Source organism: Ewingella americana ATCC 33852 (assembly GCF_000735345.1).
GTDB classification, from domain to species: Bacteria; Pseudomonadota; Gammaproteobacteria; order Enterobacterales; family Enterobacteriaceae; genus Ewingella; species Ewingella americana.
Genome location: NZ_JMPJ01000026.1, coordinates 149495 through 176439, shown reverse-complemented (window position 1 = coordinate 176439; position 26945 = coordinate 149495). Strand labels below are relative to the sequence as shown.

The following is a 26945-nucleotide window of genomic DNA, read 5'->3' as shown; positions in this document are numbered from 1 at the left end:
GGTCAGCTGAATGCTCCAGCTCGGGTTCATGATCAAGTGGTTAGTGTTGCGAAACGGCAAAGCATAGGCCGGGCTACTGAACACCGCGGTTTTCTCCTGCGTGGTACTCAGTTCACCAATCAGCGGATATTTCTGCGAAGCCAGCAGCAGGCGGGTCAAATCACGCGCGGTTGAGACGTTTAACGGCGACAGGCCGGTTGGCTCGACGTAGCGCGTGTGGGTCATTCCCAGCTGCTTGGCTTTGGCATTCATCGCGCGGATAAAGGCTTCGTAGCCGCCCGGATAGTGCGCGGCCAGACTGGCGGCGGCGCGGTTTTCGGATGACATCAGCGCCAGTTGGATCATCTGGCGGCGATTAATTTCACTGTTAACCTTCACGCGGGAAAACACGCCGCGCATCTCTTTGGTGTTATGAATATCAACCGAAATCACTTCGTCCAGCGGCAGCTTCGCGTCGAGCGTCACCATCGCCGTCATTAATTTGGTGAGTGAGGCGATTGGCCGCACTTGGTCTGGATTTCGGGAATAAATCACTTCATGAGATTTAAGATCAACCACCATCGCGCTGCCAGAGGCAATCTGCACGATAGGCGCGACAACCGGCGCATGTTTTTCGCCAGCTACGGCGGAAGTGGCAGACATCATGCCTGCATTAAGAGCCAACAGGCTCACAACCAAAAGACGAATTTTCACATGCATTGCTCTGTATTTAAGAAGGTTGTCATCAATGGAGCATCAAAACTGCCGGCGAATTATAAGTTAGGCTGATGGGCTTGGCACTCGGATTTTTCTTGTGCATTTGTCACAAAGTCTGTCACAACGCCTTTGATGGCAGGGGCTGACGAGTAAGTGAACACTTGCGCGAAGCGCGGAGAATGGAAGGATAAGAGGGGAGCGAGAAATGAACAACATCAGCCACGGAGTATGCCGTGGCTGAGTAAAGTTGTCTCACAGAGACAGGCGAACGTTAGGTATTTTCAATCAGGTAGCGGATTTCTTGGCCATAAGATAGCTCGAATGTGTTGCCATCCGGGTCATCGAGAAATGCCCAGTAGCCGACGGGCGCCCCGCTCTGTTTTGGCTCAGTGCGCAACACGCCGTCGGCGCGAGCCAGAGCCAACTTGGCGTCCATATATTCTTTGGTTTTACAGGCCACGCCGAGGTGGCCGAAAGGGCCGAGCTTGGTGTCTTTGGAGTCAGGGTCTTCTGCCAGTACGATGGCAAAAGGTCGGGTCATATCGCTCATCCAAGCCACCGGGTCGACATCTGTCCCGCGCTCCCCGCGCCGGTGAATCACTTGCATATCGGCAAATTTTTCATAGAAGGCGATGCTGGTATCGAGATCTTTGACGGAAAAAGCGATGTGGGTCAGACCTTTATCTTTGTTATCCATGATATTTCTCCATTTTGCTTTTGTGCTTGAAGCAGCGCGTGGAGAAATCAGGGAAAACGATCAGCGGTTAATGCGTTCGGCGATCTCTTTCGATGTTTGCAACACGCGCACTTCACTAAATAACTCGGTCGCTTCGTCGTACTCTTTGCGTAAATACCCCAGCCACTGCTTGATGCGCGCGACGTGATACAGCCCGGTGTCGCCCTGCTTCTCCAGATGGGTGTACTTCTGCAACAGGGTCATTACCCCAGACCACGGCATGCGCGGCTCGTTGTACTTCACCACCCGGCTCAGATTCGGCACGTTGAGCGCGCCGCGCCCAATCATCACGGCGTCGCAGCCGGTGGTTTGCATACAGGCTTGGGCACTGGCGTAGTCCCAAATCTCGCCATTGGCGATCACCGGAATAGTCAGCCGCTGGCGGATTTCACCAATCGCCTGCCAGTTAATGCGCTCGGCCTTGTAACCGTCTTCCTTGGTGCGCCCGTGTACCGTCAGCTCGGTGGCTCCGGCTTGCTGGACGGCGTCGGCAATTTCAAAGCTTTGCGCCAGCGAATCCCAGCCCAGTCGCACTTTCACCGTCACCGGCAGCTCGGCGGGCACGGCTTCGCGCATCGCCTTAGCTCCCTGATAAATCAGCTCAGGGTCTTTGAGCAGCGTTGCCCCGCCGCCGCTGCCATTCACCGTTTTCGACGGACAGCCGCAGTTGAGATCCACCCCATAAGAGCCAAGTTGCACCGCCAGCGCGGCATTTTCAGCCAACCACTGCGGGTATTGCCCCAGCAGTTGGACCCGCACCCGCGTACCGGACGGCGTGCGGCTTTGATTAAGTAATTCAGGGCAGAGTCGATAGAAGGATTTGGCGGGAAGCAGTTGGTCAACCACGCGCAAAAACTCGGTGATGCATAAGTCGTAATCGTTCACTTCAGTCAGCAGTTCTCTGACCAAAGGGTCCAGTACGCCTTCCATCGGAGCCAGTAATACACGCATGTCGTTCAACCCTTAAAAAATGACGGGCAATAATACGGTTGAACGATGCGTCAAGGCAATGCCGTTATCCCTTACAGACCAAGGTTTCTGGGTGCGACAGTCGGCGTTTTCTTACCGAACGGATGGCGGTTAACACGGCCAGACCGGCAGGAATTAAGAAGAACACGAACAGCCAGAAAGCCACGTTGCTGGCATTTTCCGGCCCGGTATTCATGCCGGCCAGATTGGCTATGGTCCCTGATAGCGCCGCGCCCAGCGCCGCCGAGAAGGACTGCACCACGGTAATCGAAGCCCCGGCGGTCTCTTTCTCCGCTTCATCCGCCTGCTGTAGAACGCGGGTCAAAATGTGTGGCCAGCCTAGCCCGATACCAAAGCCTGCCAGCGTCAGACCAAGCACCACGCCGGAAATATTAAGCGCGTGCAGGCCGAAGACCACCGGCACCGAAGCCAGTAACAGCAGCAACCCCACGCCTAACACCAGTGGGCCAGAGATGATCGCTCGGTTGGCAAGACGCCCGGTCCAACTGGCGCTGACCATTTCGCTTAGGGTCCAGCCCGCCGCTGCCGCCGCCGTGATATAGCCCGCAGCCAAAGGCGTCTGGCCGTGCAGGTGTTGCAGCATATAAGGCACATAGATTTCGCAGCCCATCGCAATCATCAGCGTCGCCATGGTCATGTACAGCCAGCAAATTGGCGAAGAGAGCGACAGCGAGTTGCGCGGCAACAGGCGAACGTTAGAGCTGAATTCACGCTGGCGCAGGGCAATCACCATCAGCACCGCCACCACAATCCCGGCGAAATTCACCCAGCCGTGGGAAGACAAACTGCCCGCCGACACCACCAGCACGGAGCCGGTCAGCAGCAGAAGTTGAAAGAGAGGCAGAGGCTCGTCGGCGCGTTTTTCCTTTTGCTGCGCGGGCAGCGTTCGCCAAATCAGCAGGCCAAACAGCAAGGTCACCGGCACCAGCAGGCCAAAGGCCCAGCGCCAAGCGTGCAGTTCAGCAAAGATGCCGCCCACCGCCGGGCCAATCAGCGTGGCTATCCCCCACATCGCGGAGATCAGCGCCATCGCGCGCGGCCAGAGAGATTCTTTGAACACCAGATTGATCATGGCGTAGGAGAGCGCGAACAGGAAGCCACCGCCCAGCCCCTGAATAGCACGGCCCAGCAGCAGAACCGGCATACTTGGCGCCATGGCACAGATAGCTGCACCGGCCATAAATATGCCGGTTGCGGTGAGATAGCTGCCGCGCGGACCCGCTTTGCGCATCAGCCGCGCAGAGAGTGCCGAGCCGAGAATCGAGAACACCACAAACAGGGTCATGTTCCACGCGTACCACGCCAGCCCGCCGATATCCTGCACCACCGAAGGCAAGATAGTGATGACGATATAGCTGTTGGTCGCGTACAGCGCCACACCCGCGCTGAGGGCAATGGCGCTGCCCCGATTTTCCGTACTAAATAAGCCGCCCCAGCCCGTTTCATTGTCCGACATCGGTATTTCCCTTTTATTTTTAAAGTCTATTTGAGTTGTGGTAAGATTAAACAAGAATTAACTTGGAATACTTAACGGTTCCGTAATCTAAGATCTGACGAGGCAATATGTCAAGCAAACACTTGGAAAATACATCTGAGGTTAAGCAAAGCGTCGCCGAACGCCTGCTCATGCTGCTTAAAACTCGTGGAGAATTGCAGGCCAGCGACGCCGGCCACATTTTGGGCACCACGGGCGAAGCCGCGCGCCAGCAGTTTGTGAAGCTGGCGAAAGAAGGTCTGGTGGAGCCGAAATCGGTTTCGCACGGCGTAGGCCGCCCGTCGCAGTTCTGGCAGCTCACGGCACAGGGCCACGCCCGGTTCCCCGACGCTCACGCCGATCTCACCGTGCAGTTGCTAACGCTTATCCGCAGTTCGCTGGGTGAAAATGCGCTGGAGCAGCTGATCACCAGCCGCGAGGAACTCACTCGCAATGCCTATCATCTCGCGATGGAAGGGGCAGAAACGCTGGAAGAACGCCTGCAAAGGCTGACCGCCATTCGCACCCGCGAAGGTTATATGGCGGACTGGCAGCCACAAGAAGATGGCAGCTACCTGCTGGTCGAAAACCACTGCCCTATCTGCGCAGCAGCCACTGCCTGTCAGGGCTTCTGCCGCGCCGAGCGGGAGGTGTTTAGCGCCACGCTGGAGGCAAAGGTTGAACGCACCGAGCACATTTTACAAGGGGCGCGGCGCTGCGCGTATCGCATCTGGCTGTAGAATTCCGCGAACAATAGACATAAAAAAACCGCCTGCGAAGAGGCGGTTTTTGTTTATTCAGCCGAAGCGATTATTCGCCAGACGGTTTACGACGCCCTGCGTTAGCCGGGTTTGAGCGACGCTGGCCTGCGTTAGCTGCGCGCGCCGGACGTGCTGGACGCCCTTCACCCGCGCCTGCGCCACGGCTTTCGCCGCCGCCGTTGCCGCTACGTTGACCATTGCCGCCGGTGCGTGGTGCACCAGAGCGCGGAGCACCTGAGCGAGGTGCGCCGGAGCCAGAACGTTGACCGCCCTGACGTGGAGCACCGCGACCGCCGCTGCCTTGACGACCATTGATGATCGGCTCAGCTTTGATGCTTGGGTCTGGCTCATAGCCTTCAAACGCGATGCGTGGGATTTCACGCTTGAGCAGGCGCTCAATGTCACGCAGCAGTTTGTGTTCATCGACACACACCAGAGAAATCGCTTCACCGGTGGATTCCGCACGGCCAGTACGGCCAATACGGTGAACGTAGTCTTCCGGTACGTTTGGCAGCTCATAGTTGACGACGTGAGGCAGCTGGTCGATGTCCAGACCGCGCGCCGCGATGTCAGTAGCTACCAGCACGCGAATGCCGCCGTCTTTGAAATCTGCCAGTGCGCGAGTACGGGCACCCTGACTTTTATTACCGTGAATAGCGGCGGCGGTGATGCCGTCTTTATTCAACTGCTCGGCCAAATGGTTCGCACCGTGTTTAGTACGGGTGAACACCAGCACCTGTTTCCAGTCGCCTTCGCCAATCATTTGTGACAGCAGTTCTCTTTTACGTTTCTTATCAACGAAATGAACGCTCTGTTCGATTTGCTCGGACGCCGTGTTACGACGCGCCACTTCAACCGACGCAGGGTTGGTCAGCAATTTGCCAGCCAGCGCTTTGATTTCGTCAGAGAAGGTCGCGGAGAACAGCAGGTTCTGGCGTTTAGCGGGCAGTTTCGCCAGTACGCGACGGATGTCGTGGATGAAGCCCATGTCCAGCATGCGGTCAGCTTCGTCCAGCACCAGAATTTCGACTTTGGATAAATCCACCGCGTTCTGATGTTCTAAGTCCAGCAGACGACCAGGGGTAGCGACCAGCACGTCAACACCGGCGCGCAGTTTCATCATCTGCGGGTTAATGCTCACGCCGCCGAAAACCACCAGCGAGCGCAGGGTCAAATATTTGCTGTAAGACTGCACGTTCTCACCGATCTGTGCTGCCAGCTCACGGGTCGGAGTCAGGATCAGCGCGCGGACCGGGCGACGTCCTTTGAATTGCGGGTTGGAGTGGCTCAGCATGTTCAGCAGTGGCAGAGTAAAACCAGCGGTTTTACCAGTACCGGTCTGCGCACTTGCCATTAAGTCACGGCCTTGCATCACAACAGGAATAGCCTGACGCTGAATAGGCGTAGGTTCACGATAGCCCTGTTCTTCAACAGCACGCAAAATTTCGGCACTTAAGCCGAGAGTATCAAATGACATATAGGGAAAAGCTCCAGTCCACTCTAACCCGAACGGGGTTCGGTGCAGTTTCAAGAGTGGATGATCAGACGAGGCAAATGAGGCATTACCACGAGGATTCGGCACAAACTGCAGTGCGCCAGTTGACGAGATTTTAACACAAGACGCGTCAGGGCGTTAAATTATCTGCCGTCAATGGGTGTAAGCAGGTGTAATAAGAGCATGAAAAGCACATTAACTGTCGTGTTTTCAACGCTGACAACAGATTGTGTGGACTTAGGTGAAAAGGCTGCCACAGAGCGTCAATTATTGATTTGATGAATATCTTCCCACTTTTTGCCGTCACCTTAACGCCCTGAGTTGCTATGCTTTATGCAGCCAACACACTCATCGTTAAGGTAACTCCGCAGCATAATGGAAACTTGGAAACTCAATTTAATCTCCGTCTGGCTCGGGTGTTTTTTCACCGGCATGGCGATGAGCCAAATCCTGCCTTTCCTGCCACTTTATATTGAACAGCTGGGCGTCACTTCCCACGCATCCCTGAGTTTATGGTCTGGTTTAGTCTTCAGCGGCACCTTTTTAGTTTCCGCCATTGTCGCCCCGCTCTGGGGTAGTCTCGCCGACCGTAAAGGCCGTAAGCTAATGCTGCTGCGCGCCGCGCTGGGCATGGCGATTGTGATGGTGTTGCAAGGTTTCGCCACCAACGTCTGGCAGCTGTTTATCCTGCGCACGCTGATGGGTTTGACATCAGGTTATATCCCCAATGCCATGGCTTTAGTGGCCTCGCAGGTTCCGCGCGATAAGAGCGGCTGGGCGCTTGGCACGCTGTCTACCGGGCAAGTAGCTGGCGTCATCATCGGCCCGTTGCTCGGCGGTTTTATGGCCGACCACCTCGGCCTGCGCACGGTGTTTTTCGTCACCGGCGGCATGTTATTCACCAGTTTCTTGATAACTCTGTTCTTAATCAAAGAGCGCGTGGTGCCAGTCGCCAAGGCCGATCGCCTGAGCGGCAAAGCCGTCTTCACCGCGCTGCCCTACCCGTGGCTGATTGTCAGCCTGTTCGTCACCACGCTGATGGTGCAGTTGGCCAACGGTTCCATCAGCCCAATCCTGACGCTGTTCATCCGTGACCTCTCTTCCGACACCAGTAATATCGCCTTTATCAGCGGGGTGATCGCCGCCGTGCCGGGCGTCTCCGCGCTGATGTCCGCGCCGAAGCTCGGCAAATTGGGCGACCGAATCGGCGCGCACCGCATCCTCATCGCCGCGCTGGTGCTGTGCTTCGTGCTGTTCTGCTTGATGTCCACCATCAGCTCACCGACCCAGCTAGGCATCCTGCGCTTTATGCTCGGTTTCTGCGACGGCGCGCTAATGCCCGCGATTCAGGCGCTATTGGTGAAATACAGCAGCGACCAAACCACCGGCCGCATCTTTGGTTATAACCAATCATTTATGTATCTCGGCAACGTCATCGGCCCCCTGCTCGGCTCCGGCGTCTCAGCGCTAATGGGCTTCCGGTGGGTATTTCTCGTCACCGCGATCCTAGTGTTGTTTAACCTGATACAGGTAGCGTGGAGTTTTCGGCGTGTACCGACACGCCAGACGAGATTTTAAATTCAAATTCAAATTCAAGGTCAAGGTCAAGGTCGTGCGCTGCCGCCACACCGGCCTTGAGGGGCGCCTATCGCCGCGCCCCTCAAGACTCCCCGGCTCTATACTGCGCGCTTCGCTCGTTGGCCGGACGTGTTTCAGGTACTTCAGTTATCCACCGCAAAATGTCGCCGCTTAGGCGGTTCCTTCGCCACGGGATTCGAGCCATAGGTCTCGAACCTCTCGCTCAGCGCCATTTTTGACTGCGGTTTTGAGGCTTCTCAATCGTGCCGTTTCAGTGGGTTTCTTATATGTTTTGCGAGGTGGAATGGAACGGTTCGGCGTAAATGCCAGTAGGTCGCGTTCAGAAGTGACGCCGAGGGAGTGGTTCGAGACCTATGGCTCGAAGCCCGAACTGAGGGAACCGCCTAAGCGGCGGCACTTCGCGACGATCATTGTGGCTGCTGAAACACGTCCATTCCAACACTGCGCAGCCTCGATCTCACAACAAGAAAAAACGCAGGGTTCCAAGGGAGGCGCGTTTACGCCTCCCTTGGTCGGTGTGGGCCGACGCCCACGACCTTGAATTTGAATTTGAATTTGAATTTGAATTTGAATTTGAATTTGAATTCAAAGATTTAAACCGCATTTGGGCCGCCGCCCAAAAAACAAAAAGGGGCCTTTCGGCCCCCTCTCAATTTGCAATTAAAAACCCTACCGACGATTACCAAAAATCCGCAACAACATCAGGAACAGGTTGATGAAATCCAAATACAGCGTCAATGCGCCAACAATCGAGTATTTGCGGAAATTGTCTTTGTCATTCACGTTCAGCTGCTCACCCATGTTTTTCAACTTCTGGGTGTCATAGGCTGTCAGACCAACGAAGATAACCACGCCAATGTAGGTCACCGCCCACATCAATGCCGGGCTTTTCAGCCAGATATTGACCAGCGACGCCAGCACGATACCAATCAACCCCATGAACAGCAGGCTGCCCATGCGGCTCAGGTCGCGTTTGGTGGTGTAGCCGAACACGCTCATCGCGCCGAACATCCCGCCTGCCACGACGAAGGTGCTGGCGATGGAAGAGCCGGTGTAGACGATAAAAATGCTGGAGAGCGTCAGCCCGGTTAAGGCCGAATACAGCATGAACAAGCCGGTAGCGACGGTGCCGCTCAGGCGGTTAACCATGCCGGAAATCACGAAGACCAGCGCCAGCTGGGCGATGATCAGACCAAAGAAGGTTATCTGGCTGGAGAAAATAAAACCGAGAATGGCCGGTGAGCGAGATGCGTACCAGGCAACAAATGCGGTTAATAGCAGACCACAGGTCATCCAACCATAGACCTGCGCCATGTAGGCTTGAATGCCGGAGTTTGCGCGTTCAACAATCGAGCCGTTACTGCGTGGATATCGATCCATGATGATTACCTCTTGCATGGAGGACAAAATTTAGGCCGTAAACACAGCCCGCCTGTTGGATAACAGTATCACAAAACCGCCGCTTTGCGCGGTTGCTAAGCGTAAGGTTTAGTTGCAGTTTACCAGCGCTTGGCGGCTTGTTTGTCGCTGTCGCGGGCATCCACCCAGCGGTCGCCCTGCTCGGTGGCTTCGCGCTTCCAGAACGGGGCGCGGGTTTTGAGATAATCCATAATAAATTCGGTGGCTTCGAAGGCCATACCGCGATGGGCGCTGGTCACGCCAACAAACACAATTTCATCGCCGGGATACATTGCCCCGACGCGGTGATACACCGACACCCGTTGCAGCGGCCAGCGCTGGCGGGCTTCGGCGACGATTTCAGCCAAGGCTTTTTCGGTCATGCCTGGATAGTGTTCGAGGGTTAAAGCACTGACGTTATCGCCCAAATTGTGATTGCGCACCTTGCCGGTGAAAGTCACCACCGCGCCGTCGGCGTCTGACTGGGCCAGCCACTGGTATTCGTCACCAACGCTAAACGCCGCGCTGTCGACTACGATCCGCGTGTTTTCCATCTCAGCCCCCTGTTACCGGTGGGAAGAAGGCCACTTCGTCCCCGGCTTTCACCGGATGGTCAGTGTCGACCAGAGTTTGATTCACCGCCACCAACAGCTTGCCGGACTCTAGCGCCAGCGCCCAGCGATCGCCGCGCTGGCACAATGACTGGCGCAGCGCTTCGACATTAGCGAATTCGGCAGGCAGTTGCAGCGAACCGACGCCGATGATTTCACGCACCTGAGCAAAAAACAGAATGTCGATCATGGCTCCACCTTGAAATCACCGGACTTGCCGCCGGTTTTCTCCAGCAGGCGAATCGGGCCGATCACCATGTCTTTCTGCACCGCTTTGCACATGTCGTAAATGGTCAGCGCAGCGACGGAGGCGGCGGTCAGGGCTTCCATTTCCACCCCGGTCTTGCCACTTAGGCGACAGCGCGACTCAATGCGCACGCGGTTGTGCTCCGGCTGAGCTTCAAGGTTAACTTCCACCTTAGTGAGCAGCAGTGGATGGCAAAGCGGGATCAAATCCCAAGTTTTCTTCGCCGCCTGAATCCCGGCAATACGCGCCGTGGCGAACACGTCGCCCTTGTGGTGATTGCCGTTAACAATCATCGCCAGCGTCTCGGCGGCCATGGTCACAAAGGATTCAGCGCGGGCTTCACGCACGGTTTCGGCCTTGGCGGAGACATCCACCATATGCGCGTCGCCGGAGGCGTTAATGTGAGTAAAAGTGGTCATAGTTGGGCTTATTTCTTGACGTGAGGCGTGAAGTTACACGGGCCGTTGCGCGCGTCTAACTGGGCCTCGATAACGTGTTCCCACGCGGTGCGGCAGGCGCTGGTCGAGCCCGGCATGGCAAAAATCACCGTCTGGTTGGCCATACCGGCTAAGGCGCGGGACTGAATGGTCGAGGTGCCAATCTCTTCAAATGACACCATGCGGAACAGCTCGCCAAAGCCTTCGATTTCGCGGTCAAACAGCGGCTTCAGTGCTTCCGGCGTATTGTCACCCTGCGTGAAGCCGGTACCGCCGTTAATCAAAATGGCTTGGATCTGCTCATCGGCAATCCATTGCGACACCACCGCGCGAATTTTATACAAATTATCTTTGACGATGGTTTGCGCCGCGACGCGGTGCCCGGCTTCTTCAGCCACCTCTTTCAGGTAGTGCCCGGAGGTGTTTTCTGCCTCGGTGCGATGGTCTGAAACGGTCAAAATCGCCAAAGAAAGGGGAAGGAAATCTTTGCTGGCCTTGCTCATCTTGTTGCTCCTTGAATGACTTCAACCACCAATAAACGACAGGTTCTGGGTAATACCCGTGTTGCCCTGATGCAGGAAATGGGTCTGCTTTTTCTGCCGCAGGCCGCCTTGAATTCTATCCATTAATTCATCTTGCTGCATATCGTCTGCCAGTAAATCGCGCAGCCCAATGCCCTGCTCGCCGAACAGGCACAAGTGCAAGTTGCCGATGGCAGATACCCGCAGGCGGTTGCAGCTGGCGCAGAAGTCTTTCTCATAAGGCATGATCAGGCCGATTTCGCCGACATAATCCGGGTGGCTGAACACCTGCGCCGGGCCGTCGCTGCGCGCGCGGACCTGCAACTGCCAGCCCTGCTGCACCAACTGCTCGCGCAGGACTTCACCTGAGACGTGGTGTTTGCGAAATAGCTCGCTGCCGTCGCCGGTCTCCATCAGCTCGATAAAGCGTAGCTGGATTGGGCGGTTTTTGATCCAGTTGAGGAAGGTATTCAGGCTGGCGTGGTTGACGTCGCGCATCAGCACGGCATTGACTTTCACCTTGCTGAAACCGGCCTCAAACGCGGCGTCGATGCCGCGCATCACGTCGTTGAATTTATCCTGCCCGGTAATGGCGTGGAATTGGCGGGCATCGAGGCTGTCGACGCTGACGTTAATCGCGGTCAGGCCCGCGTCGCGCCAGTGTTTAGCGTCACGCGCCATGCGATAGCCATTGGTGGTGACAGCCAGCGTTTTAATAGTGGGGTTTTCGCGCACGGCGGCAATGATGTCGCAGAAGTCGCGGCGCAGAGACGGCTCGCCCCCGGTCAGGCGCACTTTTTCAGTCCCTAAATGGGCAAAAGCGCGGCTGACACGACGGATTTCGTCCAGCGACAGGAAGCTTTTATTGCTGTGACCCTGCGGTTTGTAGCCGTCGGGCAGGCAATAGGTGCAACGGAAATTGCACACGTCAGTAATAGATAGCCGCAAGTAATAAAACTTGCGCGCAAAAGCATCGGTAAGTTGAAGCACCTTAACACCTTTCCAAATACGGGAGATGCAGGCATTTCTACCTTGCACCCTGGTGGCTGAGCCACGGCCAGGACGCCGTATTAATCGACTAAACCAGTGAGAAGTATCACCAATTCAGCCCAGTAACTTAGGCGGCAAGGCTAGGAGTTTGATTTTTTCAGCTGCAAACGCAGGCGAAAAAACGCGGTTACAGGGTCTATTGTAGCGCCGCGCGGGAAGGAACTCCAAGGTGGTTTTCGCTATGTATTTCTCTACATAGCGGATTTTAAAGGCAATTCTCAGCACGTTAGCGACAAGAAACATCATCAAAGCTGCGGGTTTACCTCGCTTTTCAGATATAAGTTGGATAACACCTTGTTGCAAAATTGGGTAAAATCAATCGACGAAATGACATCAAAACCCTATTTTGCTGCCGCGCGAGTGGCAGGTTTATCTTTCTCTGGACAGCTTCAAGGATCTTTATGCGCAATCGCACGTTAGCCGATCTCGACCGCGTAGTAGCACTGGGGGGCGGACACGGCCTTGGCCGCGTTATGTCATCCCTCTCCTTCCTTGGCTCGCGTTTGACCGGCATTGTCACCACCACCGATAACGGCGGCTCCACCGGGCGCATTCGCAGCTCCGAAGGCGGCATCGCTTGGGGCGACATGCGTAACTGCCTCAATCAGTTGATCACCGAGCCTACCGTGGCGTCCGCGATGTTTGAGTTCCGCTTCGGGGGTCAGGGTGAACTGGCTGGGCATAACCTCGGCAACCTGATGCTGCGCGCCTTGGATCATCTCAGCGTGCGTCCTCTGGAAGCGATCAATTTGGTGCGCAGCCTGTTGAAGGTTGATGCCGAGCTGATCCCGATGTCGGAACATCCGGTGGATTTAGCCGCGCTGGGTGCCGACGGCGAGTGGGTGCATGGCGAAGTGAATGTCGACAAGCTGACGCAACTCCCGCGCGAACTGATGCTACAACCGGAAGTAACCGCCACCCGCGAAGCCATTCTGGCAATCAAAGAAGCAGATTTGGTGCTAATTGGTCCGGGCAGCTTTTACACCAGCCTGATGCCGCTGCTGCTGATGAAAGATTTAACGCAGGCCCTGCGCCGCAGCCGGGCGCACATCGTTTACATCGGGAATTTGGGTAAAGAACTTAGCGTGGCGGCAGCGTCGCTGACCCTGCATGACAAGCTTTCGCTGATTGAAAACCAGATTGGACGCCGCGCGGTGGATGCCGCCATCGTCGGGCCGAAGGTGAATATCGCCGATGCCAGCGAGCGGTTGATCATTCAAACCCAGCTCGAAGCCAGCGACATTCCTTATCGCCACGACCGCGAGTTACTGCGCAAAGCGCTAGAAGAAGCTTTGCAGAAGATGATTTAAGGCTTTTTATTCACCAGCGGATGGTTGTTCCACGGGCTGTCCGCTGCCGGTTTGGCGGTGCTGACTTTCGGCTTTTGCGGCTTCTCAGCAGACAGTGGCGTGCGGCGTTTGCTGCGCGTCATGTCGGGACGCAAATGCCCTTCCACGAAATCCAGATACAGCGTTTCCACTTCCTTTCTCGCCCACGGCGTTCGACGCAAAAACTTCAGACTGGACTTGATGCTCGGGTCGCTTTTGAAGCAGTTGATGTTCACCTGAGACGCCAACGCTGGCCAGCCAAAACTGTCCACCAGCTTCGTCAGCAGTGCTTCCAGCGTCACGCCGTGCAGGGGATCTTTCGCCGCAGCGGGTTTCGGTGAAGGTGTGTCAGTCATGGTTGGCTCGCAAGTCGATTTTACAGGGCGCGCAGTCTAGCATCTTTTGACTGCGCGCGACCATGTTGGAAGGCGGGAAGGATTAGGACAAGGCGATAAATTGATCTCGCAGAGACTGCAACTCGTCACGCGTTCTCGCCGCGTCTTCAAACTCCAGATTCTGCGCGTGGGAGTACATCTTGCTTTCTAGCTCGCGAATACGCTGCTCCAGCGCTTTTGGCGTAAGCAGCTTGGCGGTTTCGAAGGCTTCGGCATCGCGCTTGTCTTTGTTCTTCTTGGTCTTAGGTTGACCCAGTTGAAGAATGTCAGAGATTTTCTTATTCAGCCCCATCGGTGTGATGCCGTGCTCGGTGTTGTAAGCCTCTTGCTTGGCGCGACGGCGCTCAGTTTCGTCGATAGCTCTGCGCATCGAGTTAGTGATTTTGTCGCCGTAAAGAATGGCTTTGCCGTTGAGGTTACGCGCCGCACGGCCGATGGTCTGGATCAGTGAACGCTCGGAACGCAGGAAGCCCTCTTTGTCGGCGTCCAGAATCGCCACCAGCGACACCTCAGGCATGTCCAAACCTTCTCGCAGTAAGTTGATACCCACCAGCACGTCGAACTCGCCTAAGCGCAAATCACGAATGATTTCGACACGCTCGACGGTGTCGATGTCGGAGTGCAGGTAGCGCACGCGCTCGCCGTGCTCTTCCAGATACTCGGTCAAGTCTTCGGCCATGCGCTTGGTCAGCGTGGTCACTAGCACGCGCTCGTTAATTTCCACGCGTTTGCGGATCTCCGACAGCAAATCATCAACCTGCGTCGCGACCGGGCGCACTTCAATCAGCGGGTCCAGCAGGCCGGTTGGGCGCACCACTTGCTCTACCACGTCGCCGCCGGATTTCTCCGTTTCATAGGTGCCCGGCGTTGCCGACACGTAGATGCTTTGCGGCGCGGCGGCTTCAAACTCTTCAAAACGCATTGGGCGGTTGTCCAGCGCCGAAGGTAGGCGGAATCCGTACTCCACCAGCGTCTCTTTACGCGAGCGGTCGCCTTTGTACATGCCGCCGATTTGCGGAATGGTGACGTGGGATTCGTCAACAATAAGCAGGCCGTCGGCAGGCAAATAGTCGAACAGCGTCGGTGGCGGCTCGCCCGGCCCGCGCCCTGACAGGTAGCGCGAGTAGTTTTCGATACCCGAGCAGTAACCCAGCTCATTCATCATCTCCAGATCAAACTGGGTGCGCTGACTGATGCGCTGCTCTTCCAGCAGCTTGTTGTTGTCGAGCAGTTTTTTGCGACGATCCGCCAGCTCGACTTTGATCTCTTCCATCGCCTGAATAATGCGCTCGCGCGGCGTCACATAGTGGGTTTTCGGGTAGATGGTGAAGCGCGGCACTTCTTGCTGGATCTGCCCGGTCAGCGGGTCAAACAGCGACAGGCGCTCCACTTCTTGGTCGAACAGCTCGATGCGCAGCGCCATGTCATCGGACTCTGCCGGGAACACGTCGATCACCTCGCCGCGCACGCGGAAGGTACTGCGCTGGAATGCCTGATCGTTGCGGGCATATTGCAGCTCGGCCAAGCGGCGCAAAATAGCGCGCTGATCGATGATCATCCCCTTGGTCAGGTGCAGCATCATCTTCAGGTAGAGATCCGGGTCACCCAGACCATAAATGGCCGAAACCGAAGCCACCACCACCACGTCGCGGCGCTCAAGCAGGGCTTTGGTGGCGGAAAGACGCATTTGCTCGATGTGTTCGTTCACCGAGGCGTCTTTTTCAATAAAGGTATCGGAGCTAGGAACGTAGGCTTCTGGCTGATAGTAGTCGTAGTAGGAGACAAAATATTCCACGGCGTTTTCCGGGAAGAACTCTTTCATCTCGCCATACAGCTGGGCAGCCAGCGTTTTGTTAGGCGCCAGCACCATGGTTGGGCGATTCAGGTCGGCAATCACGTTGGCGACGGTAAAGGTTTTCCCCGAGCCGGTTACCCCCAGCAGCGTCTGGTGCGCCAGACCATTCTCCAGCCCTTCTTCCAAAGCGCGTATGGCCTCAGGCTGATCGCCTGACGGTTTAAAGTCGGAATGCAGTTTGAATACTTTGCTCATGAACGGGCTACCTGACAGAAGAGAAGAAACGCACAACACGGACTGCGGAGACTGAGTATGGAAGACTCCGCAATTTTTGCCAGCTATATAGTACTGGATATAAAACCAGCTTCCAATGGGCATGTGATGTTGATTTGTTCACCCACCCTGCCCCTTGTTTCTAAGACACGAAGAAAACTGCACTTTTTTAGGTTATTCCATTAAGCCGTTTTTCCCCACGGCAGAACATTTATCCCCAATTATTTTCGCGAATTAACTTTTTGACCACAGACTGACGAAAATTGACACAAGCGCCAGATCACAATTTGACAACGCTTGATTTATCATAACTCATTGAAAAATATAATTTTGATTAAAAAGGTGGGATTAACGACAAACCGAGCGCAAGCCGCGTCCAGACTCGCTTGTAGCAACTTTTCTTACTCTCATGCACATGGTTATCCACAGGAATGGTGGATAACTCACAGCACGCCCCACGCAGCGCGACCTGTCAAAAAAGCCAGTTTCACCCTCGAAGGGTTTCGGGCTAAGGTTTTTAGTTATTTTTTGCCTTTTTTACTTCTTTATATATGCCGATTTTGCCTAGATATGCTGCGCCATAGATATTGCAAAATGAAAAAAATTGTATATTGCCTGTCGGATTTGTCTTATCCACACTCAGGCTCTGCACCAAAAACTGCTGCTTCAGCACTGGGAAAGTGCATATTTTCGCCGTATCCCCGCCCCATTCATAACCCGTATTAATGTTTTATTGTTATTCATTCACACGCGCGCCTTTAACACTCTGGTTACAACCTCTTTAGGAGTTATCTCTCCAAACTTGGCCTGAGAGTTGCAATATTAATCATGTCGGCCATTTACAGCGGATCGCCCTGAAAGCGCAGGCTTTACGAAAAAGCTACTTTTAGGTCGCTCTCGCTAGCTTAAGCCGTGAGAAAGCGTCGTTTCAGCCTTTTATCACTGGCTAACGGCTATTTATTGCCAATTGATGCTGTAAGTCAGTGGGCTAACGCACCACATAAAATTCTGTGAAATCGCCGAAATGGCAAAACATAAATGTCAGAAATATGACAGTGACGGTCAGTTAAACAGCGACTCCGGCTTGCTAAGGCACTGAGGCCAGCCAGCAGGCGGAGTTTAGGGAGGTCTGATGTTGAGTATAAAGTCGGTAAACCAGTATTACGGCCAGAAGCATATTCTGTGGGATATCAATCTGGAGCTGTATCGCGGCCAATGCACTTTCCTGATTGGCCGCAACGGCGTCGGCAAAACCACGCTGATTAACTGCATCATGGGGCATTTGCCGGTGAAGAGTGGCAGCATCTGCTGGCAGTCGGCAGACGCCGAGCCGCAGAACCTGCTGGATTTGCCGGTGGAGAGCCGGGCCTTAGTGGGGATTGGCTATGTGCCTGAAGGTCGGCAGATTTTTTCGCAAATGAGCGTCGATGAAAACCTGCAAATCGCCATGATGGCCGGGCGCAACAAGAACCGCCGCATCCCCGAGCAGGTCTACGAGCTTTTCCCTGCCTTGAAGGAGATGGGGGCGCACAAGGCCGGAGAGCTGGACGAAAGCGAGCAGCAGCAGCTGGCTATCAGCCGCGCGCTGGTGCTGGAGCCGGAGCTGCTGATCCTTGATGAGCCAACCGAGCACACCAGCCCGGCGATGGCGGCCAACATGGGCAATATCATTCACCGTCTCAACCGCGATTTGGGCCTGACACTGCTGCTGGTCGGTCACCGACTGCCCTTTATTCGCAGCGTCGCGGACCGCTTCTGCCTGCTCGATAGCGGCCGCAACGTGGCACAGGGCACCTTGGCGCAGCTCAACGACGATTTAGTGAAAGACTATCTCAGCGTGTGAGAGGCGAAAGGTCGAGATACTGCCCCAGATCGGTATCGCTGGTGTTATCAAGGAACGGGATCTCGCCCAGCATGGGCGCAGGCAGCATAAGCGCGAGCGTCGCGAGATAGGCCTGATGATGCTTCCCCGTTTCCTGTACATCATTGGCAATCCATCCCACCAATTTTAGGCCGCTTTGCGCCACCGCCTGCGCGGTTAGCAGCGCGTGGTTGATGCAGCCCAAACGCATTCCCACCACCAGAACCACCGGCAGCTGTTCGCTGACCACCCAGTCGGCAAAGGTGTGCTGCTCGTTGAGCGGCGTAAACCAGCCTCCCGCCCCCTCGACCACCGTCCAGTCAGCTTTCGGCTGAAGATGGCGCAAGCCCGCCGACAGCGTCTCCAGCGCGATAGGCCGCTGTTCTAGCTGGCTAACAATGTGCGGCGAAGTTGGCTCAAGGAAGGTACAGGGGTTCACTTCGTTATAACTCAACGCCACCGAGCTATTGGCCTGAAGGGCCAGCGCGTCGCTATTTCGCGCACCCTCGGCGGTCATTTCACTGCCAGACGCCACCGGCTTATAGCCCGCAGTGGAAAACCCAGCCTGCGCCGCAGCCTGCAAGAAAGCCGTGGTCGCCACGGTTTTACCGACTTCAGTGTCCGTGCCGGTAATGAAGAATGTTTTTTTCATTTTAAATAGCCAATGTCTTTATCGAACAAAATCGAAATCCAAAGTCATTGGCGCTGTATCAAGGCGGCAAGCGGGTTCAGCCCGATGAGCTGACATAGGTCAGTGATTCGGGTGAGCACGCGCAGCCAACGCAGAGACAGCGTCAAGGAGGAAGGATTTTAGCGTGGAATTAATTCTTCGACCTGCAGCACCCCATACACCAACTTATAGGTCAGCGGCAGCATGCCGTCTTGGCGGGCGTAGTGCTTTTCCAGCAGGGCGAGGCGTTCGCGACCGCCTAAGCCGCCAAGGCGACCGTTTTTGATGTGGGTCGCACCGATGCCTTTAAGCGAACGCATCAGGCTCATCACGTCGGGGAACAGCAGGGTTTGCTGGCTAAACTGCACGTCGTGGCGATAAGGCGCGCAGGCTTCGGCGATTTTATCCGGCGTGAGGAACTGATTGACGTGGCGACGCCCGTCGACCTTCATCCATGCCGCAGCCAGCTCGCCGAGCGAACCTTCGGCCAGCGTGGAGAACACCACCAGCCCGCCGATACGCGTCACGCGGTGCATCTCTTCCAGCGCGCGCGGCAGCGCGTTACACCACTGCACCGCCAGATTGCTGTAGCAGATGTCCACCGACTGATCCGCCAGCGGCAGGCGTTCAATGTCGCCGGGAATATAGCTGTCGGCAGAATTCAGCGCGCTGGCCATGTCCAGCATGCCTTGCGACAGATCCAGCGCCGTCACCTGTTTGCCCATATCACGCCAGCGGCGGCTGAAATAGCCCGTGCCACAGCCCGCGTCAAGTACGCGGTTACCGGCGCTTTGATGCTGCTCTGCCACCATGCTGAGCAAATGTTCGCCCACGTCACGCTGTAACTGCGCGGCGTTTTCGTAATGACCGGCAGCGCGGCTAAAGGCGTCTGCTACCGCTTGTTTGTTCACTAATTCAGTGACTGCACCCATGAAGGGACTCCAGCAAAAAATCGATATCTTCCGGCTGATGAGCAGCCGTGAGGGTAATGCGCAGTCTTGCGCTGCCCGGCGGTACGGTCGGTGGGCGAATGGCGCTCACCCACAGGCCGCTGTCGCGCAGACGCTGGGCTAAGTCGAGCGTCGGCTGGTTTTCACCGACAATCACCGGCTGAATGGCGGTCGCGGACGAAGTAAGCTGATAAGGCAAATCTGCCGCGCCAGCGCGAAAACGGGCAATATTGGCCGCCAGTTTATCACGCAGCGCATCGCCTTGCTGAATACAGCGCAGGCTGGCCTGAAGGGCGCAGACCTGCGCGGCGGGCATGGCGGTGCTGTAAATCAGATGACGAGCGAACTGCAGCAGGTAGTCCGCCGTATCGTCGTCGCACAGTACGGCAGCCCCGCTACAGCCAAACGCCTTGCCGAAAGTGACCACCAGCAGCTCGGGGCGAACCCCTTGCTGCCAGCAACTGCCCCGCCCCTGCTCGCCCATCACCCCGACGCCATGGGCATCGTCCACCAGCAGCCACGCGCGGTTATCGCGAGCCTGTTGATGGATTTCTGCCAGCGGCGCGGCATCGCCGTCCATGCTGAACACCCCTTCGGTAACCACCAGAGTTTCGCCGTCGCATGAGGATTGCAGCAGCCGTTGCAGGGAATCCGGCTGATTATGGGTGAAGCGCCGCAGCTGGGCCGGAGACTGGGTCGCCGCCTCCAGCAGCGAAGCGTGGCTCAGCTTGTCTGCCAGCGCGCGGTCACCTTTTTGCAGCAGCGCGGCCAAAATTGCCTGATTGGCTGCAAAGCCGGAGATAAACAGCAGCGCGCGCGGATAACCCTGCCACTGCGCCAGCTGCTGCTCGAACTCGGCGTGGACATCGCTATAGCCGGTAACATGCCCCGAGCCGCCGCTGCCGACGCCAAACCGCGCCGCCCCCTGCTGCCACGCGGCAACAATCTCCTCGTGCTGGCTCAGCCCGAGATAGTCATTGCCGGAGAAATTCAGCCAGCGGCGCTCGCCCTGTGTCAGCCAGCGGGCGCTGCCTCCGGCGTTAGGCAGGCGCAAGCGAAACGCCGCCGCCTCGCGCCGCGCCTGCAGGGCGTCCTGAATTCGGCTTTCCCAGCTCATGGTTTAGACGGCTGCGTTGTAGAACTGGTCGGTGTCGGCGTGAACCAACTGCTCGGCCAGCGCCTCTTGCTGCTGGTTGTCGCCCATTTCGGTTTCGAAAACTTGTGGGTTGAGGCCCAGCTTGCCGAACAGGATCAGGTCTTTGTCTTCCGCCGGGTTTGGCGTGGTCAGCAGCTTGCAGCCGTAGAAAATCGAGTTAGCACCGGCCATAAAGCACATCGCCTGCGTCTGCTCACTCATCTGCTCACGACCGGCAGACAGGCGCACATAGGAGCTTGGCATCATGATGCGCGCCACGGCGATGGTGCGGATAAAATCGAAAGGATCGACGTCGTCATTGTTAGCCAGCGGCGTGCCTTTCACTTTGACCAGCATGTTGATCGGCACGCTCTCAGGGGCAACCGGCAGGTTGGCAAGCTGCATCAGCAATCCGGCGCGGTCTTTGACCGTTTCGCCCAGACCCACGATGCCACCGGAGCAGACTTTAATGCCCGCGTTGCGCACTTCTGACAGGGTATCCAGACGCTCTTGATAGCTACGGGTGGTGATGATGCTGCCGTAGAATTCTGGCGAGGTGTCGAGGTTATGGTTGTAGAAATCCAGACCCGCTGTCGCCAGACGCTGCGCCTGCGAGGTGTCCAGTGTGCCGAGCGTCATGCAGGTTTCCATCCCCAGCTCTTTCACGCCCTGCACCATCTGCTCAAGGTAAGGCATGTCGCGCTCGTGCGGGTTTTTCCACGCCGCGCCCATGCAAAAACGAGTGGAACCGGCGGCCTTGGCCTGACGGGCAGACTCCAGCACCTGCTTCACTTCCATCAGGCGTTCCGTTTCCAGCCCGGTTTTGTAGCGCGAGCTTTGCGGGCAGTATTTACAGTCTTCCGGGCAAGCACCGGTTTTGATCGACAGCAAGGTGCTGACCTGAACCTGACGCGGGTAGAAGTGTTGGCGGTGGACCTGCTGGGCTTCGAACATCAGCTCGAGGAAGGGTTTATCGAACAAAGCTTGGGTTTTTTCCAGCGTCCAATGGGTGCGGGTCGACATGGTGCCATCTCCAAAAATATTTTGAGTTTTGGTTTCTACCTATTCTGTAAACCATTTTTCATTTGTTTTGGTTTACCGTCAACGTTAAAATTATTTTTTGGTTTACAAGTTAGCTTTCAGGATATCGCAATGACCCCTGCCGATCTCGAGTTCGACCAGCGCCACATCTGGCACCCTTACACCTCTATGACTCACCCGCTGCCGTGCTATCCGGTGGAATCAGCACAGGGCGTGGAGCTACAACTGGCTGACGGGCGGCAGCTTATCGACGGCATGTCGTCATGGTGGGCGGCGATCCACGGCTACAACCACCCGGTGCTGAATCAGGCGGCGATTGAGCAGATTGGCAAGATGTCTCACGTGATGTTCGGCGGCATAACCCATCCGTCGGCGGTGGCGCTGTCGCGGCGTTTAGTCGAGATGACCCCCGCCGGGCTGGAATGCGTGTTTTTGGCCGACTCGGGTTCGGTGGCGGTAGAAGTGGCGCTGAAGATGGCGATGCAGTACTGGCAGGCGCGCGGCGAGAAGCGCCAGACCCTGCTGACGCTGCGCAATGGCTATCACGGTGACACCTTCGGCGCGATGTCGGTGTGTGACCCGCAAAACTCAATGCACAGTTTGTATCAGGGCTATTTGCCGCAGCATCTGTTTGCCGATGCGCCGCAGTCGCGCTTCGGCGAGGCGTGGAATGAACAGGATATCGCGCCGTTTGCCGCCCTGCTGGAACAGCATCAGGATTCGATTGCCGCCGTGATCCTTGAGCCAGTGGTGCAAGGCGCGGGCGGCATGCGTATCTATCACCCAACCTACCTCAAGCGCGTACGCGAGCTGTGTGACCATTACGGCGTGCTGCTGATTGCCGATGAGATCGCCACCGGCTTTGGCCGCACCGGCAAGCCGTTCGCCTGCGACCACGCGGGGATTTCGCCAGATATTATGTGCCTCGGCAAAGCCCTGACCGGCGGCTACATGACGCTTTCGGCGACCCTCACCACTCGCCACGTCGCCGAGGTGATAAGCGACGGCGAGGCGGGCTGCTTTATGCACGGCCCGACCTTTATGGGCAACCCGCTGGCCTGCGCCGTGGCTAACGCCAGCCTGAGTTTACTGGCAGAAAATAACTGGCAGGAACAGGTGGCGGGCATTGAGCGCCAGTTGCAAAGCGAGCTGACGCCGCTGGCCGCGCACTCAGCGGTGGCCGACGTGCGGGTGCTGGGCGCGATTGGCGTGGTGGAGATGCGCGAGCCGGTGAACATGGCGGCGTTGCAGAAGCACTTCGTCAGTCAGGGCGTGTGGATTCGGCCTTTCGGCAAGCTGATTTACCTGATGCCGCCTTACGTTATCTCCCCTGCTCAGCTCAGCCAGCTGACCGGCGCGATTGCCAGCGCGCTTGAGTCCCTCTATTAATCTCTGCGATTAATTGCTGGTCACCAGCCGGTGTGAGGTTGAAAGCAGCGTGCTCAACTTCTGCCGGCTGATTCTGGCCTGCTCGTTCAAATAATCAATAGCAACCTGTAGCGCCGGGGTCGGGTTATCCGGATAGAGCAAGGTGTAAGACGCGCCGCTCGCCACACAGAGTGGGAATGGCGCCATCACGCGCTTGGCCTGCAGGTCATCCTCTATTAGCGTCAAATCCCCAATCGCAATGCCATACCCCTGCAATGCCGAATTGATGGCCAGATCCAGCGTGTCGAAGTGCTGAGACTTAGCCGACGGCAGCCCTTTTACGCCGGATTCCCGCAGCCACAGCAGCCAGTCGCGGCGGTCGCGGGTCGGGTGCAGCAAGGTTTTCTCCGCTAAATCCTCAATCGTAGTGCTCTCCGCACTCTTGCCGAAGAAGTCCGGCGTGCAGATAGGCGTTAAGATCTCATCAAACAGATGATGCGCCCGGCGAGGCGAGTCCGGCGCGCGGCCAAACACCACGGCGGCGTCGAAGTGCTCGGTGCTGAAGTCCACGCCGTGGGCAATGGAGGCCGTCAGCTCAATACGCAGCTCAGGGCGGTCGTTCTGTAATTGAATCACCCGTGGCAGCAGCCAGCGCATGGAGCAAGTCGGGCATTTGATGCGCAAGGTATCGGGGTGCGAGCCGACGCGCTTCATCGCCTCGCCCATCTGCTCCAGCGCCTGCTGGATTGGCGGCAGCAGTTGCGCGCCGCGCGGCGTTAGGGTTAGCCCGCGCGCCTGACGCAAAAATAGCGGGTAGCCCAGCGTATTCTCCAGCCCGGTTATCTGCCGACTCACCGCCCCTTGGGTGATGTGCAGCAACTCAGCCGCGTGGGTCAAGTTAAGGGTTTTCGCCACCACGCTGAAGGTTTTCAACAGGTTAAGCGAGGGAAGATTGAGCGCCGTTAGGTAAGAAAGGTCTGGGGGAGTTGCCATGTTCGCCTCTTGATATCGCTGTCAGCCATGCATGTAGATCATGGCGAGTATGACAAATTATCCATTGTCTGCACAAATAAACTACTGCTTAATCATTCATAATATATAAATATTTATGCCTTCCCGAGGTGATATATGAAAAGCCCTTTATCGACTCAATCCAAATTGCCTGATGTCGGCACCACGATTTTCACCGTTATCGGTCAGTTGAGCGCTGAGCATAATGCGCTGAATTTATCCCAAGGCGCGCCAAACTTCTCCTGCCAGCCTTCGCTGATTGATGCCGTGACCAAAGCCATGCGTGATGGTCATAACCAGTATGCACCAATGAGCGGCGTCGCCGCGCTGCGCCACGCGCTGTCGGCCAAGGTCGAGGCGCTGTATGGCTGCCATTATGACGCCAATGAAGAAGTGACGGTCACCGCCAGCGCCAGCGAAGGCCTGTACTCGGCAATCAGCGCGCTGGTGCATCCGGGCGATGAGGTGATCTACTTCGAGCCGTCGTTTGACAGCTACGCGCCGATTGTCCGTTTGCAGGGCGCGACGCCGGTGGCCATCAGCCTGTCGCTGGAAGATTTCAGCATCGACTGGGATCAGGTCGCCAGTGCGATTAACAGCAAAACGCGGATGATCATCATTAACAGCCCGCACAACCCGACCGGGGCGATTTTCAGCGACGTGGACATTGAGCGTCTCACCGCCCTCACCCGCGACACCGATATCGTGATCCTGTCCGATGAAGTCTATGAGCACGTGGTGTTCGACGGCCAGCGCCACCACAGCATGGCCTGCCACCCGCAGCTGGCCGAGCGCAGCGTGATTGTCTCCTCCTTCGGCAAGACCTATCACGTCACCGGCTGGCGCGTCGGCTACTGTCTGGCGCCGGCAGAATTAATGAATGAGATCCGCAAGGTGCATCAGTTCATGATGTTCTCCGCCGACACCCCGATGCAGGTGGCTTTCGCCGAAGCGATGGCCGATCCGCAGAGCTATCTGGGGCTGGCGGACTTCTATCAGCACAAACGCGACCTGTTGGCCGATGCCCTCAGCGGCTCGCGTTTCGAGCTGCTGCCGAGCCGTGGCAGCTTCTTTATGCTGGCGCGCTTTAGCCACTTTAGCCCGCTGACCGATGATGAGTTTGTACTGAGTTTGATCCGTGATTATCAGGTCGCCACCATCCCGCTGTCGGCGTTTTACAGCAGTAACCAGCCGACCGGGCTTATCCGCCTGAGCTTTGCCAAAGACGATGACACACTGTACGAAGGTGCCCGCCGCCTGAGCCGGGTTTAATCTCTCCGAGGAAATGACATGAAAAAAATGAAGATTGCATTACTGCTGGGTTGCGCACTGGCCTCTTTCTCAACACTGGCAGAGGGCACCGCGTTTAAATTTGGTCTGGAAGCGCAATATCCGCCGTTCGAATCAAAAAGCGCCAGCGGCGAGTTGCAGGGCTTTGATATTGACGTGGGTAACGCGGTCTGCGCCGCCGCCAAGCTGAAGTGTGAGTGGTTCGATACCGCCTTCGACGGCCTGATCCCCGCGCTGCAAGCCCGTAAATTCGATGCCATTAACTCGGCGATGAACGTCACCGAGAAACGCCGTCAGGCAATTGATTTCACTGATGTTATCTACCGCGTGCCAAGCCAGCTGATTGCCAAGAAGTCCTCCGGCCTGCTGCCGACGGTTGAGTCGCTGAAAGGCAAGCACGTTGGCGTGCTGCAAGGCTCGATTCAGGAGAGCTACGCGCAGGCGCACTGGGCACCGAAAGGGGTCGATGTGGTCTCTTATCAGGATCAGAATCAGGTCTATCTGGACTTGTCCTCCGGCCGCCTCGACGGCACGCTGGTACTGGCTCCGGCTGGGCAGACCGGCTTCCTTGACCGCCCGGACGGTAAAGATTTCGCCTTCGTCGGTGACGCCGTGCGCGATGACAAAATCCTCGGCAGCGGCATCGCTTTCGGCCTGCGCAAAGGCGACACCGCCAATAAGCAGAAGCTAGACGCCGCCATCGCCAAGATTAAGCAGGAAGGCGTGATCCAGCAGCTTTCGAAGAAGTATTTCGGCGATATCGATGTGACGGTGAAGTAAGTTTTGTTTGGTTTATTTTTGCTCCCTCCCCTCTCAGGAGGGGAGGCAGGCGGGGTGTGGGATTTGCCGCATTGAGCCTTGAGCTAAACCACTCCTCATCCCAGCCTTCTCCTCTGAGAGGAGAAGGAGTAAAAAAACCAATCAATACTCCGAATTAACCACCACTTCCTCGCCAAACACCCCGGCCTGCGGCAGTGGCTTATAGCTGGAGTTAGAAGCGCGCAGAACGCGGATACCACGGGCGCTGACGGCCTGTGCGGCGGTGATATCACCGTCGGAATCGCCGTAGAAAATCTTAATCTGCTTGTCTTTCAGCCACTGGGTTTTGGTATTTTGGCCCGGCTTATCTCCGGCGAAAATCACTGGATTGACCTTGTCTCGCGGGATTTGGAAATCGTCTTGCAGCGTCTTAGTCACCGTCTCGGTTTTAGTCTGGTTGCGCCCAGTGACGAAATAAATGCTGTCGCCGCGCTTGAGGTGCATATCAATCAGCTGCTTCGCCACTTCTTTGGGAATGCTGAAATCATCCCAGCCGTTGTTCATCTTTTCCCAGAATTGCGGGTTTTTCAGGTAATCCTCTTTGCCCGGAGAGAACTCTTTCTGCCCGCGGTAGAAGCCAGGGCTGGAGAACAGCACGGTGTCATCAATATCAAAACCCACGGCAATCGGCGGGCGACCCACCAAACTGTTTTCAATCTGCGCCACTGATACCCAGTGTACCGGCGACTGCTGCGCCAATTGCGCGACGTTGACGCCCGGATAGAGCGGCGCGGGGTTGGCTTCTTTCGCCAATGCGCTCTGGTTCAAACTCAGCAGTACGCAAACCGCCCCTAGTGCCAATTTAATCTTATGCATCTTATTTTCCTTTTATGCTTATTTATCGGTGAGTTATCGCGACATCATCGCCTCAAAACATACTCGTGAAATGCTCCGAGCGGAAGGGGTTTTGTTACGGTTTTGTGACAGCACATTTTGACAAAGCATAAACCGCTCAGCCTAAGGCTGAGTTAGCTGCCTATACTTATTCCTCATG

Annotated in this window: 26 protein-coding genes and 1 riboswitch; of the genes, 7 read left to right on the top strand and 19 right to left on the bottom strand. The window is 56.4% G+C overall.

All coding sequences use genetic code 11. From position 1 onward, the window contains the following. The 4 genes from pbpG to GEAM_RS04270 form a co-directional block, all read right to left on the bottom strand. On the bottom strand, positions 1–699 hold a 699-nt coding region (gene pbpG / locus GEAM_RS04285), incomplete at its 3' end, for a D-alanyl-D-alanine endopeptidase (RefSeq protein WP_034788679.1). Between the two features lie 268 nt (positions 700–967). Beyond that, positions 968–1393 (bottom strand): VOC family protein, encoded by a 426-nt coding sequence (locus GEAM_RS04280; RefSeq protein ID WP_034788635.1) that lies wholly within the window; start codon positions 1391–1393, stop codon positions 968–970. A 60-nt stretch (positions 1394–1453) separates the two neighbouring features. Then, positions 1454–2383 carry a tRNA dihydrouridine(16) synthase DusC gene (dusC, locus tag GEAM_RS04275; RefSeq protein ID WP_034788633.1) on the bottom strand — a complete coding sequence of 310 codons (930 nt, stop codon included), beginning with the start codon at positions 2381–2383 and terminating at the stop codon, positions 1454–1456. A 64-nt stretch (positions 2384–2447) separates the two neighbouring features. Continuing rightward, entirely contained in the window at positions 2448–3878 is a 1431-nt protein-coding gene (locus tag GEAM_RS04270) for an MFS transporter (protein ID WP_034788630.1), read from the bottom strand. A 107-nt stretch (positions 3879–3985) separates the two neighbouring features. On the opposite strand from GEAM_RS04270, the gene GEAM_RS04265 reads away from it, so the two are divergent. Next, positions 3986–4636, top strand: a complete 651-nt coding sequence (locus tag GEAM_RS04265; RefSeq protein ID WP_034788629.1) for a helix-turn-helix transcriptional regulator — start codon at positions 3986–3988, stop codon at positions 4634–4636. A gap of 70 nt (positions 4637–4706) precedes the next feature. On the opposite strand, the gene rhlE is transcribed toward GEAM_RS04265, so the two are convergent. Continuing rightward, positions 4707–6134: an ATP-dependent RNA helicase RhlE gene (gene rhlE, locus GEAM_RS04260; protein ID WP_034788628.1), complete on the bottom strand. Its 1428-nt coding sequence runs from the start codon at positions 6132–6134 to the stop codon at positions 4707–4709. A 393-nt stretch (positions 6135–6527) separates the two neighbouring features. On the opposite strand from rhlE, the gene GEAM_RS04255 reads away from it, so the two are divergent. Beyond that, complete coding sequence (locus GEAM_RS04255; protein WP_034788624.1) at positions 6528–7730, top strand: multidrug efflux MFS transporter; 1203 nt, start codon at positions 6528–6530, stop codon at positions 7728–7730. A gap of 690 nt (positions 7731–8420) precedes the next feature. On the opposite strand, the gene GEAM_RS04250 is transcribed toward GEAM_RS04255, so the two are convergent. From GEAM_RS04250 to moaA, 6 genes are all read right to left on the bottom strand, one after another. Further along, complete coding sequence (locus GEAM_RS04250; RefSeq protein ID WP_034788677.1) at positions 8421–9131, bottom strand: Bax inhibitor-1/YccA family protein; 711 nt, start codon at positions 9129–9131, stop codon at positions 8421–8423. 119 nt (positions 9132–9250) lie between these two features. Further along, positions 9251–9703: a molybdopterin synthase catalytic subunit MoaE gene (gene moaE, locus GEAM_RS04245; protein WP_034788616.1), complete on the bottom strand. Its 453-nt coding sequence runs from the start codon at positions 9701–9703 to the stop codon at positions 9251–9253. 1 nt (position 9704) lies between these two features. Further along, entirely contained in the window at positions 9705–9950 is a 246-nt protein-coding gene (gene moaD / locus GEAM_RS04240; RefSeq protein WP_034788615.1) for a molybdopterin synthase sulfur carrier subunit, read from the bottom strand. Then, on the bottom strand, positions 9947–10426 hold the full coding sequence (moaC, locus tag GEAM_RS04235; RefSeq protein ID WP_034788614.1) for a cyclic pyranopterin monophosphate synthase MoaC: 480 nt from the start codon (positions 10424–10426) through the stop codon (positions 9947–9949). The genes moaD and moaC overlap by 4 nt, the downstream gene beginning before the upstream one ends. Positions 10427–10434: 8 nt before the next feature. Then, the gene (gene moaB, locus GEAM_RS04230; protein WP_034788613.1) at positions 10435–10947 is read right to left on the bottom strand and encodes a molybdenum cofactor biosynthesis protein B; all 513 of its coding nucleotides are present in this window, start codon (positions 10945–10947) and stop codon (positions 10435–10437) included. A gap of 21 nt (positions 10948–10968) precedes the next feature. Beyond that, entirely contained in the window at positions 10969–11955 is a 987-nt protein-coding gene (gene moaA, locus GEAM_RS04225; protein ID WP_034788612.1) for a GTP 3',8-cyclase MoaA, read from the bottom strand. Beyond that, a riboswitch (molybdenum cofactor riboswitch) is annotated at positions 11945–12114 on the bottom strand. It overlaps the preceding gene by 11 nt. A 302-nt stretch (positions 12115–12416) precedes the next feature. Between moaA and yvcK the strand changes: the two genes are divergently transcribed. Beyond that, positions 12417–13325 (top strand): uridine diphosphate-N-acetylglucosamine-binding protein YvcK, encoded by a 909-nt coding sequence (gene yvcK, locus GEAM_RS04215; RefSeq protein WP_034788610.1) that lies wholly within the window; start codon positions 12417–12419, stop codon positions 13323–13325. On the opposite strand, the gene GEAM_RS04210 is transcribed toward yvcK, so the two are convergent. Next, entirely contained in the window at positions 13322–13699 is a 378-nt protein-coding gene (locus tag GEAM_RS04210) for a VF530 family protein (RefSeq protein ID WP_034788609.1), read from the bottom strand. The two genes, yvcK and GEAM_RS04210, sit on opposite strands and share 4 nt — an antisense overlap. Positions 13700–13781: 82 nt before the next feature. Beyond that, positions 13782–15788 carry an excinuclease ABC subunit UvrB gene (gene uvrB, locus GEAM_RS04205; RefSeq protein WP_034788608.1) on the bottom strand — a complete coding sequence of 669 codons (2007 nt, stop codon included), beginning with the start codon at positions 15786–15788 and terminating at the stop codon, positions 13782–13784. A gap of 1150 nt (positions 15789–16938) precedes the next feature. Here uvrB and GEAM_RS04200 point away from each other — a divergent pair. Continuing rightward, positions 16939–17649 carry an ABC transporter ATP-binding protein gene (locus GEAM_RS04200; RefSeq protein ID WP_034788607.1) on the top strand — a complete coding sequence of 237 codons (711 nt, stop codon included), beginning with the start codon at positions 16939–16941 and terminating at the stop codon, positions 17647–17649. On the opposite strand, the gene bioD is transcribed toward GEAM_RS04200, so the two are convergent. From bioD to bioB, 4 genes are all read right to left on the bottom strand, one after another. Beyond that, entirely contained in the window at positions 17639–18319 is a 681-nt protein-coding gene (gene bioD / locus GEAM_RS04195) for a dethiobiotin synthase (protein ID WP_034788604.1), read from the bottom strand. The genes GEAM_RS04200 and bioD overlap by 11 nt on opposite strands. A 158-nt stretch (positions 18320–18477) precedes the next feature. Continuing rightward, positions 18478–19269, bottom strand: coding sequence for a malonyl-ACP O-methyltransferase BioC (bioC, locus tag GEAM_RS04190; RefSeq protein ID WP_034788601.1), 792 nt, complete (start codon positions 19267–19269; stop codon positions 18478–18480). After that, positions 19253–20404 (bottom strand): 8-amino-7-oxononanoate synthase, encoded by a 1152-nt coding sequence (bioF, locus tag GEAM_RS04185; protein WP_034788599.1) that lies wholly within the window; start codon positions 20402–20404, stop codon positions 19253–19255. The genes bioC and bioF overlap by 17 nt, the downstream gene beginning before the upstream one ends. A 3-nt stretch (positions 20405–20407) precedes the next feature. Then, a complete protein-coding gene (gene bioB / locus GEAM_RS04180; protein ID WP_034788598.1) occupies positions 20408–21445 on the bottom strand; it encodes a biotin synthase BioB in 1038 nt (345 codons plus the stop codon). Between the two features lie 129 nt (positions 21446–21574). On the opposite strand from bioB, the gene bioA reads away from it, so the two are divergent. Beyond that, the gene (gene bioA / locus GEAM_RS04175) at positions 21575–22852 is read left to right on the top strand and encodes an adenosylmethionine--8-amino-7-oxononanoate transaminase (protein WP_034788596.1); all 1278 of its coding nucleotides are present in this window, start codon (positions 21575–21577) and stop codon (positions 22850–22852) included. A gap of 9 nt (positions 22853–22861) precedes the next feature. On the opposite strand, the gene GEAM_RS04170 is transcribed toward bioA, so the two are convergent. Further along, complete coding sequence (locus GEAM_RS04170; protein WP_034788594.1) at positions 22862–23824, bottom strand: LysR substrate-binding domain-containing protein; 963 nt, start codon at positions 23822–23824, stop codon at positions 22862–22864. Positions 23825–23959: 135 nt separating this feature from the next. On the opposite strand from GEAM_RS04170, the gene GEAM_RS04165 reads away from it, so the two are divergent. Next, positions 23960–25114 (top strand): methionine aminotransferase, encoded by a 1155-nt coding sequence (locus GEAM_RS04165; protein ID WP_034788593.1) that lies wholly within the window; start codon positions 23960–23962, stop codon positions 25112–25114. Positions 25115–25132: 18 nt separating this feature from the next. Beyond that, entirely contained in the window at positions 25133–25912 is a 780-nt protein-coding gene (locus GEAM_RS04160) for an ABC transporter substrate-binding protein (RefSeq protein WP_034788592.1), read from the top strand. Positions 25913–26053: 141 nt separating this feature from the next. Here GEAM_RS04160 and aphA read toward each other — a convergent pair whose 3' ends face one another. Next, positions 26054–26767, bottom strand: a complete 714-nt coding sequence (gene aphA, locus GEAM_RS04155; RefSeq protein ID WP_034788591.1) for an acid phosphatase AphA — start codon at positions 26765–26767, stop codon at positions 26054–26056. Positions 26768–26945: the final 178 nt, after the last annotated feature.

Coding starts and splice junctions, on each gene's coding strand:
- GEAM_RS04165 (WP_034788593.1), top strand. CDS start 23,960: ATGAAAAGCCCTTTATCGACTCAATCCAAATTGCCTGATGTCGGCACC.
- bioF (WP_034788599.1), bottom strand. CDS start 20,404: ATGAGCTGGGAAAGCCGAATTCAGGACGCCCTGCAGGCGCGGCGCGAG.
- GEAM_RS04280 (WP_034788635.1), bottom strand. CDS start 1,393: ATGGATAACAAAGATAAAGGTCTGACCCACATCGCTTTTTCCGTCAAA.
- GEAM_RS04255 (WP_034788624.1), top strand. CDS start 6,528: ATGGAAACTTGGAAACTCAATTTAATCTCCGTCTGGCTCGGGTGTTTT.
- bioC (WP_034788601.1), bottom strand. CDS start 19,269: ATGGGTGCAGTCACTGAATTAGTGAACAAACAAGCGGTAGCAGACGCC.
- GEAM_RS04250 (WP_034788677.1), bottom strand. CDS start 9,131: ATGGATCGATATCCACGCAGTAACGGCTCGATTGTTGAACGCGCAAAC.
- uvrB (WP_034788608.1), bottom strand. CDS start 15,788: ATGAGCAAAGTATTCAAACTGCATTCCGACTTTAAACCGTCAGGCGAT.
- rhlE (WP_034788628.1), bottom strand. CDS start 6,134: ATGTCATTTGATACTCTCGGCTTAAGTGCCGAAATTTTGCGTGCTGTT.
- GEAM_RS04200 (WP_034788607.1), top strand. CDS start 16,939: ATGTTGAGTATAAAGTCGGTAAACCAGTATTACGGCCAGAAGCATATT.
- GEAM_RS04160 (WP_034788592.1), top strand. CDS start 25,133: ATGAAAAAAATGAAGATTGCATTACTGCTGGGTTGCGCACTGGCCTCT.
- bioB (WP_034788598.1), bottom strand. CDS start 21,445: ATGTCGACCCGCACCCATTGGACGCTGGAAAAAACCCAAGCTTTGTTC.
- GEAM_RS04270 (WP_034788630.1), bottom strand. CDS start 3,878: ATGTCGGACAATGAAACGGGCTGGGGCGGCTTATTTAGTACGGAAAAT.
- moaD (WP_034788615.1), bottom strand. CDS start 9,950: ATGATCGACATTCTGTTTTTTGCTCAGGTGCGTGAAATCATCGGCGTC.
- bioA (WP_034788596.1), top strand. CDS start 21,575: ATGACCCCTGCCGATCTCGAGTTCGACCAGCGCCACATCTGGCACCCT.
- dusC (WP_034788633.1), bottom strand. CDS start 2,383: ATGCGTGTATTACTGGCTCCGATGGAAGGCGTACTGGACCCTTTGGTC.
- moaC (WP_034788614.1), bottom strand. CDS start 10,426: ATGACCACTTTTACTCACATTAACGCCTCCGGCGACGCGCATATGGTG.
- bioD (WP_034788604.1), bottom strand. CDS start 18,319: ATGAAAAAAACATTCTTCATTACCGGCACGGACACTGAAGTCGGTAAA.
- moaE (WP_034788616.1), bottom strand. CDS start 9,703: ATGGAAAACACGCGGATCGTAGTCGACAGCGCGGCGTTTAGCGTTGGT.
- GEAM_RS04170 (WP_034788594.1), bottom strand. CDS start 23,824: ATGGCAACTCCCCCAGACCTTTCTTACCTAACGGCGCTCAATCTTCCC.
- moaB (WP_034788613.1), bottom strand. CDS start 10,947: ATGAGCAAGGCCAGCAAAGATTTCCTTCCCCTTTCTTTGGCGATTTTG.
- GEAM_RS04265 (WP_034788629.1), top strand. CDS start 3,986: ATGTCAAGCAAACACTTGGAAAATACATCTGAGGTTAAGCAAAGCGTC.
- aphA (WP_034788591.1), bottom strand. CDS start 26,767: ATGCATAAGATTAAATTGGCACTAGGGGCGGTTTGCGTACTGCTGAGT.
- yvcK (WP_034788610.1), top strand. CDS start 12,417: ATGCGCAATCGCACGTTAGCCGATCTCGACCGCGTAGTAGCACTGGGG.
- GEAM_RS04210 (WP_034788609.1), bottom strand. CDS start 13,699: ATGACTGACACACCTTCACCGAAACCCGCTGCGGCGAAAGATCCCCTG.